The organism is Oleiphilus sp. HI0117, from assembly GCF_001635235.1.
On record NZ_LWGA01000724.1, the window covers coordinates 1 to 11,244 of the forward strand.

Consider the following 11,244-nt stretch of genomic DNA (forward strand, 5'->3'; position numbering starts at 1 on the left):
TATGTTCAATTTTGAAAGGGTGAGAGTATACCTCTATTACTATGCTTGGCAATAAGCTGCGCGTTGAACTAGCTTCGGTAAGTGGCTAGCACAGATTAATATTGTTACTCTAAGCGTTTCCTTGGTTAGTTATTAGAGTAAGAGAAGAATTTATGAGCCAGCCTGATAAAGATCTACAGGATGATCCGCTTGATTCGAATAATCGAAAGCAAAAGCGTGTACACGCTCTAATACAATGGTGGCAGCAAGAAAAAGATAAAATTGCGCAAGGAGATGTGCTGAAATTTATGCACGAGAACAAAGAGCGTCTCGAAAAGTCCTTGGCCTCAATTTATCAAAACAACTTTGTATATAGGGTGACTAACCTGTTACTGGCTTTTGTTGCTAGTCTGGCTGGACTGGTTGATCGCCTGAAAGATGCCATTGTTAAGTTGGTTTTGAAGGTTCCTGCTCCAGAAGCGGTAAAGGGCTTGCTATTGTCTATCTTTAACGCCGTGAAGCTGCGAGGTATTGTCGATTTCTTTCGCGCCAAGATGTACTCTTTGAAAAAGGCACCTCATAATATTCGTGCTGTTCAGCTAATGGACGAGGTTGTTGCGCGTGCCAAGCGTGACGGCTTGGATATAAAGAAGCACTTTCCCGACATCGCCCGTAAATTCAACGAGCGCAAATTACAGCTGCTACAGCATTCTTTCTTTAAGGAATTTAGTAAATCTCGCATTGAGCGCATACTCGCAATGCCTTTCACCTTTAGTCGCTCAATATCACCGGTTCTACCTGATACTGCCCTGTGGCACAAGTTCTTTGTTTTTCTTGAAAACCGAAATATTGCCGACTTGATATTGGTCGGGAGTAAAGGAGAGCGGGTTTCAACGAAGCATGATAGCAAGCATGTAGTGGGTTCGTCAGAGGTGGTTCGAATCTTGTATCAGGCTTCAGTGCTTAAGGCGTCAGGGCGAAGGGTTTTTATTGTTGGTAATCACGAAGGTTATATTGGGCCGTATCTGGTAAGGAGTATATTGAGGCGGCTTGGTTTTGATAATCTCACAGCAAATTGCAATACAGTCGTTGGTCCGAGAATGTTTTCAAATATGGTTCTAAAGAACGGTGCGAGTAATGTCGGAAACTTGTTCCTGACTTTACCATCACAGAAAACGACGGAAGTTAAAGAGAAGAGCTTAGCTGATGCTTTGCTCAAAACAGCAAGACGGTCACAGCTGCTGATCAAAATGCCAAATTCCGGGCTTCATCTAATCGAGCAAATGAGTTATAGCGACTTTATGAATAAGTTTATTCGATCAGATCGCGCCCGGTTTTCTCAGATCTCTGCTCAGCTCATGCGGGTTGAAAAACATGATCTGGCCCAATACTTGGCAGACGTTAGGCAAACTTGTGCTTTGGATGAATTGGATCGTGAGGATTACGAGTTATTCAAATCCATTATGTATGAGCCGTTTTTGATATTCCCTGAAGGCTCTCGTTCATATGTTGCCAAGGACGGAAGTGTCACAATGAAGTATGTCAGCCCTCGGTTCGTGCAAGCCTATTTTAGGCCTGATGATGTGGTTTTACCTATTAGTCTCGTGGGTGGCTCTGATATAGGCAATAGTTGGCGCCTTAAACCGGCAAACATTGGTCTGTGTGTGGGTGAGCCGATTAAAGTTAGCGAAGAAATGATTGCAAACTTTGATACAGAGGGTGTTGGGATAATGCGTAAAGTTGCGGCGTTACCTAATATAAAAACGGTTAACTTTGACGAAGATATTCAGGCTGGTAAGAAGCTTGAAAGTCATGCTGCTTGATTGAGTTGTACTCAGATCTGAGAGTTTTGTCATATAAATAGCTCTATTTGTCTATTGCATTTTGTCAAAAAGCGTAGCTTTTTGTTTCGCTCATACTTTGCTCATAATTTAAGTAAAATCTAGAGCATCTCTATAACCTGTTGATAGATTGGAGTTAAAAACTATTTATCAATGCGGTATGCTTGGGTTTATAAGTTTCATGTATACCGGATATATAAACTATATATTTCATTTATTCCTGTCATTTAATTAGAATTCTGCTCGAAATTCAAATCACGCTTCTTTCTAAGTTATTTGCAGTTGAGTTGTCGCATATAAAGGAAGGGGGTTTCATTCCTAAACATAAGGGATACGTAAAATGTCACAATACCAAGACGAGATCAAAGCAGTAGCATCTGTTGTAGAAGCAAAAGGTGATAGCTGGGCTGCAATCAACCCTGAGTCAATTGCACGCATGCGCGCTCAAAACAAATTCAAGACTGGTCTTGATATCGCGCAATACACTGCTGATATCATGAACGCTGACATGGCTGAATTTGATAAAGATAAAACTAAGTACACGCAGTCTCTAGGTTGCTGGCACGGTTTTGTCGGCCAACAGAAGATGATCTCTATCAAGAAGCACTTCGGTGGCAAGACTGACCGTCGTTACTTGTACCTTTCTGGTTGGATGGTTGCTGCACTACGTTCAGACTTCGGTCCACTTCCTGACCAATCAATGCACGAAAAAACTGCTGTTGCATCGTTGGTTGAAGAGCTATACACATTCCTGCGTCAAGCTGATGCGCGTGAACTAGGCGGTCTTTTCCGTGCTCTAGACGCTGCTAACGAAGCTGGCGATTCAGCAAAAGCTGCTGAAATCCAAGATCAAATTGACAACCACGTAACTCACGTTGTGCCAATTATTGCTGATATCGATGCTGGTTTTGGTAACGCTGAAGCGACTTACCTAATGGCTAAGCAGATGATCGAAGCGGGTGCTTGTGCACTACAGATCGAAAACCAAGTTGCTGATGAAAAGCAATGTGGTCACCAGGATGGTAAAGTAACTGTTCCTCACGCTGACTTCCACGCTAAGATCCGTGCATTGCGTCACGCTTTCCTTGAGCTAGGTATTGACAACGGTATCATCGTTGCACGTACTGACTCTGAAGGTGCTGGTCTTACTAAAGAAATCGCAGTAGTTAACGAGCCGGGCGATTCTGGTGATATCTACAACTCTTACCTAGATGTTGAAGAAGTTACTCCAGAAGAAACAGCTCCTGGTGATGTGCTAATCAGCCGTGACGGCAAGCTTGTTCGTCCTAAACGTCTTCCTTCTGGCCTATACCAGTTCCGTTCAGGTACTGGTCATGAGCGTTGTGTATTCGATTGTATCGGTGCGCTTAATGCTGGTGCTGACTTGCTTTGGATCGAAACTGCAGTACCAACTGTACACGAGATCAAAGGCATGATGGACGACGTACGTAAAGTACACCCAGATGCGAAGCTTGTTTATAACAACTCTCCATCTTTCAACTGGACCTTGAACTTCCGTCAGCAAACTTATGATACATGGGTAGAAGAAGGTAAAGACGTATCTGCATACGATCGTAACAACCTGATGTCTGCTGAATACGATGAGTCTGAGTTGTCTGCAGTTGCTGACGAACGTACTCGTACATTCCAAGCGGATACTGCTCGTGAAGCGAACGTATTCCACCACTTGATTACTCTACCAACTTATCACACGACTGCATTGTCTGTTGATAACTTGGCTCAGAACTACTTTGGTGATATGGGTATGTTGGGTTACGTTGCTGGCGTTCAGCGTAAAGAGATCCGTCAAGGCATTGCATGTGTTAAGCACCAAAACATGTCAGGTTCTGACATCGGTGACGACCACAAAGAGTACTTTGCTGGTGAGCGTGCTCTTAAGGCAGGCGGTGCTAAGAACACTTCTAACCAGTTCTCTTAATCTGAGACTGGCTAGTTAAGCTTTTTTGATAATGTATTATTGAAAGATGCTTAATGTGTTTAGAAAAAGGCGACTCTAGAGTCGCCTTTTTTGTGGAGATTAAAAGAGGGCAGAGTCAGTGAGTCTAACCCCTTTTAATCTTTAGACTATAGTTTATAGGGTGCGCAATGCGCATCACTACGTATTTTGGTGCGCACCGCGCACCCTATAAAAAGGGCAACTTATCATGATTGACACTCCTTCCTATCTGCAAGATGCTAAAGACCTTCTCGGCAAAGATGGCTTCGCGAGCGGCGATGTGTGGTACCACGGTACTTCGTCTGCGCTGGTTACCTCTATTAATGGTGCGGGGCTTAAGCGTTCGGGTGATAAGGTTATGAATCAGGCTGCTAAGAAGACTATGGCAACGATTGGTAATAACTACACCGAGACACATGATCCGGTATTCCTAACACAGAGTAAGGAGCTTGCGTTTTATTGGGCTCAGCAGGCGGTTAGAAGTCGTAGTGTGCGAGTCGAGGGTGATGAGTCGCCAGTTGTTTACGAAGTTAAGCTGCCAGGTGATCTGCTTTCTAAAGTTAGGCCGGATGTTGGCGCTGCAAGTCTTTTGATGGTAAAGGAGGGAGAGCATTATATGGCGTTTTTGGCTGCACTTTATCAAGATAATGAGGCGGGCGCGTTAGATATAAACCTAATGAAAGCTGATCGTAATGAATATCTAAATAAGCTGGGTATGGCTTATATTGATCAAGATATATCACCTGGGTACGTAAAGCTTTTGTCTGAAGGGTAATACCTATAAAAACTTAAATTAATCGTGAAAACATAGTACAAATTCTCTCAGGAAGGCCTATAATTTAGTGTAAATAAAGCTGACACTATTCACTGAGTTTAGGCATTCCTTCGCATGGCAGTAAAAAAGATCCCTATATCCTTACTTAAGGTTGGTATGTATATTACCAAGCTCGATATATCGTGGATTGACAGCCCCTTCATGTATCACCACTTGAAGATAAAAAATGCCGCTCAAATTGATAAGTTGCTCAAGGCGGGTGTCAAGCAGCTCTCGATTGATACCTCAAAGGGTGTTGATGTAGAAGCGTCAGCTGATGTTATTCGTGATAAGTCCTCACAAGAGACTGATAAATCACAAGAAGATCAGGCTGCGAAAGATAAGCCAGTTTCAGAAGCAAGTGCTAAGGAAAAATTGCCTGAGCGTACGTCTATTAGTCAGGAGCTTGGTGTTGCTAAAGAGTTAAAGGGCAAAGTTGAGAAGCTGGCAGATGAGATCAATGAAGCTCTCAAAAACGATAAAGTGGTTGATGCTCGGCAGGTTTCGCCTTTAATTGACGCTACGCTGTCTAGTCTACAGCGGAATAACCAAGCACTCGCTATCCTTATCAATATTCAGCGTAAAGATGCTTCGCTCGCAAATCATACTTTCGCTTCATTTAGTTTAGTCTTAAGTATATCTATCAAGCTCAGCTTAGGTGACGATGCACAACAGGCGCTCGCTTTAGCCGCATTTTTTCACGATACGGGTTGGCTAAAACTGCCTATGCATTTGCTTGGTAAGGCATCACCTTATACGGCGAGTGAAAAGAAGTTAATTTATCAGCATGTCTCGATAGGCTTACGGTCGTTAAAACAAAACTGTGAGCTCAGTTCAATCGTAATGCGCATTATTACCGAGCATCATGAGCACCTGGATGGAAGCGGTTACCCTTCTGGACTTAAGTCTGATCAGATACATCCTTTAAGTAAGGTTTTCGCAGTGGTTGTCAGGTATGATGAGTTAGTCCACGGCTTGCTTGATAGGCCTGCGGTAACACCTCATGGCGCTCTTGCTAATCTATATAAAGAGGCCAAAAATGAAAAACTTGATGAGCCTTCCGTGTCAGCGCTGATTAGTCTATTGAGTGTTTATCCGGTGGGTAGTGCTGTCCAGCTAAGCAACAAAGAAAAAGGTATTGTTCTTGAGATCGATGCCGATCAACCAAAATTACCTGTCGTAAAGGTTGTTTACGATATGGCAGGGATGGCGCATATTAAGCCCAAGGTGATTAACCTTGCAAAAATCAAGACAGATAAAGAGCTGTCGATTACTTCTGTCTTGGATCTAACCGTCCCAGGCGCTGACCCTGCACAGTTATTGCGAGTAGACCTTTCGTGAGTCCTTCTTTTGATATCACTTCTATTACCTTGGATGCTTTACCTGAAGGTGTGTTGCTTGTCGATAGTGACGGTTGTATTCAGTTCTTAAACAAGGCAGGCCAGGCCATGTTAGGCTGGGATATTGATGCTATTGCCGAAAAAGCAGCGGAGGGCGGTACTGCTCATGAACTATTTTGCCGTCATAGTATTTATACTCATCACGAAGCTGAGGAGTGCCCCTTGGCAAAACAGGGTGAAGCTCAGCTAGCGCCACAGGAATGCTATTGGACGCATAAGAATTCTGAAAACATTGCCGTCAGTTACCGTAGAAGTTATACCGATGATGGCAGCTGCATGATTCTTTTCACTACCTGCGAGCAGCAAGGCTTTCAGCTTGAAGAGCTCAAGAAGCTTTCATTTTTTACTGAAATAAATCCCTCCCCATTGCTGGAGCTTGATGATCAAGGCCTGATTCTTTTTAGTAACCCTGCAATGACTGATCTAATGCTTGAGTTTGGATTTGACGATGAAGGGGCGCCCGCTATTTTACCCAGAGATCTTGCTGCTCTGGTCGGCAAAGCAATAGAGCAGGGTGGTCTAGAGAATATCGAGTCTTCTGCAAATGCTGAAGAAAATAACGATAAGACATCACACTTTTTATGGAGTTTCCATATTAGTGATGGCAGTCAAGGTAGCGCAGTATTGCTTTCAGGGTTAGATGTGACCAGTAATAAAGAAATGGAACTTCAGCGTCAAGAGTTTGAACGAAGCCTGGAGCTCGAAAAAGAACGTACTCGAAAAGAATACTTGGCAATGATGGTGCATGAATTGCGCTCACCCTTGAATGCAGTTGTCGGTTACGCTGGCATTCTTAAATCAAAGTTGTCTAGTCAGTGTAGTGAAACGCAGCTATCTTTGTTCGACCGAATTATCGGGGGCGGTCAGCAGCTCGCTGAACAGATCAGCACGACTTTGGATTCTACGCGGGTAGAAGCTGGAAAGCTGGCTGCCGACATTTCCCGCTTCAATGCAGTGCCTGCGCTTGAAGAAGCGTGTGTACAAGGTGAAACCCTTGCCAAGAAAAAAGGCTTGGATTTTCGCTCTGAGATTTCGGATTCTAACATATACGCCTTGGCAGACAGGCAGCACTTTAAGCAAATTGCGATCAACCTTATTTCCAACGCAATTAAATATACGCAAGCGGGAGCTATTGAAGTATCTCTTCGTCCCAGTTTTGATGAGCAGGTCGGCAAGTGCGTTACTCTTGAAGTAAATGATACAGGCTGTGGTGTTCCTCAAGGACAGCGTGAAAGCATTTTCAAACTATATCAGCGCCAAGATTCCCATGAGAATAGTGAGATTGAAGGTGATGGCTATGGTTTAGCAATATGCTGCGAAATGCTCGCGCTGAATCATGGTCGAATTGTTCTCGATAGCGAGGTGGGGCGAGGTAGCTCCTTCTCGGCTATTTTTCCTCGTTAGGCGATGCTAAAGCGCTTATTTCTTGCCATATCATTCAACACTCCCTAAAATCGATGAAAATCTTGTCGGGGAGCATCTGTCATTTTATCGCTTGATGATTTGCGAATGCTGAGACCATATAAATTCTTGGGATATATCCAATTATTTGTTGTTCTACATTTTGTAGGCAGATAGGGACCCGTTGAACCTGATTGGTTAGAACCAGCGTAGGGAACAAGAATTCATCAAGACTAGACCGATGATTCTAATTGCTTCCTTACTTACCACACTCGTAATACCGGATATGCGGAGCAATAGATGAAAAACGATTCGTTAAAGAAACTGGGTGATACAGCTTACGTAGATGAGTTATCTACCCAGCCTTTTCCAGCCTCAAAAAAAGTATATGTAGAAGGCAGTCGTAAAGATATTCGCGTAGCGATGCGTGAAATTTCACTTACCCCAACTCAGTTGCAGAATGGCGAGCTTGAGGATAACCCTCCAGTTAGAGTTTATGACACCTCCGGCCCCTATACAGACCCCGAGATAGAAGTTGACGTCACAAAAGGGCTAATGCCCTTACGCGATGAGTGGGTTGCTGAACGAAATGATACTGAAGAGTTACCTGGTTTTAGTTCTGAGTACGCAAATGTACGTGATCAAAACCTAGCCTTGGATGGCTTGCGTTTTGAGCATAAGCGTAAACCTCTAAAAGCAAAAGCCGGAAAGAATGTCACGCAACTGTATTACGCTCGTCAGGGTATCATTACGCCGGAAATGGAATATATCGCTATTCGAGAAAATCTGGCTTTAAGCGAGGCGCAGATGGATGAAGCGCTAGCTAACCAGCATCCAGGCGAGTCTTTCGGCGCTTCTATTCCTAAAATGATTACCCCGGAATTTGTCAGAGACGAAGTCGCTCGTGGTCGTGCTGTCATTCCTTGTAATATCAACCATCCGGAAACCGAACCGATGATTATTGGTCGGAACTTCCGCACCAAGGTGAATGCCAATATTGGTAATTCTGCGGTGACATCTTCTATTCAGGAAGAAGTCGAGAAAACAGTTTGGTCGACGCGTTGGGGTGGTGACACCGTAATGGATTTGTCTACAGGCCAGAATATTCATGAGACACGTGAATGGGTCATTCGAAACTCTTCTGTACCGATTGGTACGGTGCCGATTTATCAGGCGCTTGAAAAATGTGGCGGGGTTGCCGAAGATCTTACCTGGGAGTTGTTCCGTGATACTTTAATTGAGCAGGCGGAGCAGGGAGTTGATTACTTCACTATCCATGCAGGTGTGTTATTGCGCTATGTGCCTATGACGGCGAATCGAGTCACCGGGATCGTTAGTCGTGGTGGTTCAATTATGGCTAAATGGTGCCTTGCTCATCACAAGGAAAACTTCCTCTATACGCATTTTGAAGAAATTTGCGAGATTATGAAAGCCTATGATGTGTGCTTTTCACTTGGTGATGGTTTACGCCCAGGTTCAATTGCTGATGCAAATGATGAGGCGCAATTCTCAGAGCTTCGTACTTTAGGCGAGCTTACCAAGATAGCTTGGAAGCACGATGTGCAAACCTTTATTGAAGGCCCGGGTCATGTGCCGATGCATATGATTAAGGCGAATATGGAAGAGCAGCTCAAGCATTGCGATGAAGCGCCTTTCTACACGCTTGGCCCACTTACTACCGATATCGCACCAGGCTATGACCACTTCACCTCAGGCATTGGTGCTGCACTGATTGGCTGGTATGGTTGTTCAATGCTTTGCTATGTCACGCCTAAGGAACACTTGGGTCTACCTAATAAAGAAGATGTAAAACAGGGCCTTATTACCTATAAGATCGCGGCTCATGCTGCCGACCTTGCAAAAGGCCACCCTGGTGCACAGATTCACGATAATGCTATGTCAAAGGCTCGTTTTGAGTTTAGATGGGAAGATCAATTTAACCTTGCGCTAGATCCTTATACTGCTCGTGCTTATCATGATGAAACATTACCTAAGGACTCTGCTAAAGTTGCACATTTCTGTTCAATGTGTGGCCCTAAGTTTTGTTCAATGAAAATATCTCAGGAAGTTCGTGATTACGCAGCAGAAAAGGATGCGAACGAAGGTATGAGTGAGATGTCGGAGAAATTTAAACAGGAAGGTAGTGAAATCTACCATGAAGTTTAAGTTTAATTGAGTGTTATTAGCCAAGGGCGTCTAGGTCTATGAATCTAAGTGATGTTGATCTAAATTTGCTGGTTCACCTAGATGTACTTTTGCGTGAGCAAAACGTCACCAAGGCTGCAAACCATCTTGGTATTACGCAGCCTGCGATGAGTAATGGTTTGAAGCGTTTGCGCTTGCTGTTCGAAGATCCATTGCTTGTTCGTACCAGTGACGGTATGGCGCCTACTGAGTTGGCGCTCAGCCTTAAGCCTGCGGTGAGAGAGATATTATTCAATATCGATCGTGTAGTTCACCCGGATAGGGATTTTGACCTTCAAAGCCATCGGGTGTTTCGCGTGATGGCAAGCGACTACGCTGAATCTACCTTGATTCCCGCTGTTTTAAGTGAAGTTCGCAAGCAGGCGCCTAATATCACGCTCGATGTTTTAACGCCCAGTGATGTATCTTTCGAAGATGTTGAGCAAGGCCGTGTCGATATGGCGATTAATCGCTTTGATACTTTGCCGCAGTCTTTTCACCAAAAAACGCTCTGGTCTGATACCTTCTCATGCCTGATGAGCCCTAGTAACACCTTGGTCAATAGCTTCGATCTGGATGCCTACCTAAAGGCCAGCCATATTTGGGTGAGTAAAACTGGCTTTGGTGTGGGTGTTGGAGTGAACCCGAATGATGTGCAGCGCTTGGGTTGGGTTGATGAAGCGCTGGATCGTATTGGAGCAAAGCGCGAAATTAGTGTATTTACCCGTCATTACCAGGTGGCGATGTTGTTGGCGCAGCAGCATGACTTAGTGGCTACGCTGCCGAGCCGCGCGGCGCGTTTAAAAAGTGAAAGCTCTAAGCTTGTAATGAAAGAGCCGCCCTTCGATATACCAGCATTCGATCTCAAGATGGCCTGGAGTCCTTTACTTCATCATAATGCGGACCATCAGTGGTTTAGGCGTTTGATTACAGATATTGCTCAGAAAGAGAGTGAATAATCGTTGGTGAAGCGCAAGGGTGGCGCAGACTCTTAGTGTAAAGTCTGCTCAATCTCTAGCTTAAGGCCGCTTTCGGGCAACTGCTCGCCATCCAGATAGGCTTGGCCATCTTTCATTTCAAGACGTCCATCGATAAACCACTTAACCGCAATGGGGTAAATGATGTGTTCCTTTTCAAGTACTCGGGTGGCAAGTGTTTCTTCAGTATCCTGATTTAAGACTGGTACAATAGCCTGGATGATGTTCGGGCCGCTATCAAGCTCAGCGGTAACAAAGTGAACACTCACGCCGTGCTCTTTGTCTTTTGCTTCAAGCGCACGCTTATGAGTATGTAGGCCGGGATATTTAGGCAGAAGAGAGGGGTGAATGTTGAGCATTCTTCCTTCAAAACGGCGGACAAAATCATCGGTTAAGATACGCATAAAGCCCGCTAATACCACGAGATCCGGTTGATGCTTCTCAATCGTCTTAATCAGCTCTGCATCAAAAATCTCTCGTTGAGCGAATTTTTGATGTTCGATGACATGAGTATCAATCTCAGCTTTCTTAGCTCGCTCTAGGCCCTTAGCATGGGGCTTATTGGAAATAACAGCGCTGATCTTTCCAGGGATTTCTTCACGTTGATAGGCGTCGATTAAGGCTTGAAGGTTGCTGCCGCTACCCGATATCAAAACAACGACAACAGGATCTCGTCCTTCCATTACTAAGC

Annotated in this window: 8 protein-coding genes and 1 riboswitch; of the genes, 7 read left to right on the forward strand and 1 reads right to left on the reverse strand. The window is 44.4% G+C overall.

All coding sequences use genetic code 11. The features are described 5' to 3' along the window. The first annotated feature begins 152 nt into the window (after nucleotides 1–152). The 7 genes from A3757_RS10855 to A3757_RS10885 all read left to right on the forward strand — a co-directional run bounded on the left by A3757_RS10855 (nucleotide 153) and on the right by A3757_RS10885 (nucleotide 10,535). Entirely contained in the window at nucleotides 153–1,802 is a 1,650-nt protein-coding gene (locus tag A3757_RS10855; RefSeq protein ID WP_068508024.1) for a hypothetical protein, read from the forward strand. A 358-nt stretch (nucleotides 1,803–2,160) separates the two neighbouring features. Next, entirely contained in the window at nucleotides 2,161–3,759 is a 1,599-nt protein-coding gene (locus A3757_RS10860; RefSeq protein ID WP_068508026.1) for an isocitrate lyase, read from the forward strand. A gap of 226 nt (nucleotides 3,760–3,985) precedes the next feature. After that, nucleotides 3,986–4,552: a hypothetical protein gene (locus tag A3757_RS10865; RefSeq protein WP_068508028.1), complete on the forward strand. Its 567-nt coding sequence runs from the start codon at nucleotides 3,986–3,988 to the stop codon at nucleotides 4,550–4,552. A 114-nt stretch (nucleotides 4,553–4,666) separates the two neighbouring features. After that, complete coding sequence (locus tag A3757_RS10870; protein WP_068508030.1) at nucleotides 4,667–5,932, forward strand: HD domain-containing phosphohydrolase; 1,266 nt, start codon at nucleotides 4,667–4,669, stop codon at nucleotides 5,930–5,932. Then, the gene (locus A3757_RS10875; RefSeq protein WP_068508031.1) at nucleotides 5,929–7,395 is read left to right on the forward strand and encodes an ATP-binding protein; all 1,467 of its coding nucleotides are present in this window, start codon (nucleotides 5,929–5,931) and stop codon (nucleotides 7,393–7,395) included. Before A3757_RS10870 ends, A3757_RS10875 begins: the two co-directional genes overlap by 4 nt. Nucleotides 7,396–7,451: 56 nt before the next feature. Beyond that, nucleotides 7,452–7,625, forward strand: a riboswitch (TPP riboswitch). Nucleotides 7,626–7,692: 67 nt separating this feature from the next. Further along, entirely contained in the window at nucleotides 7,693–9,558 is a 1,866-nt protein-coding gene (gene thiC, locus A3757_RS10880; RefSeq protein ID WP_068553106.1) for a phosphomethylpyrimidine synthase ThiC, read from the forward strand. 38 nt (nucleotides 9,559–9,596) lie between these two features. Further along, the gene (locus A3757_RS10885; RefSeq protein ID WP_068508035.1) at nucleotides 9,597–10,535 is read left to right on the forward strand and encodes a LysR family transcriptional regulator; all 939 of its coding nucleotides are present in this window, start codon (nucleotides 9,597–9,599) and stop codon (nucleotides 10,533–10,535) included. Between the two features lie 32 nt (nucleotides 10,536–10,567). On the opposite strand, the gene purN is transcribed toward A3757_RS10885, so the two are convergent. Beyond that, complete coding sequence (purN, locus tag A3757_RS10890) at nucleotides 10,568–11,236, reverse strand: phosphoribosylglycinamide formyltransferase (RefSeq protein WP_068508037.1); 669 nt, start codon at nucleotides 11,234–11,236, stop codon at nucleotides 10,568–10,570. Nucleotides 11,237–11,244 lie beyond the last annotated feature (8 nt).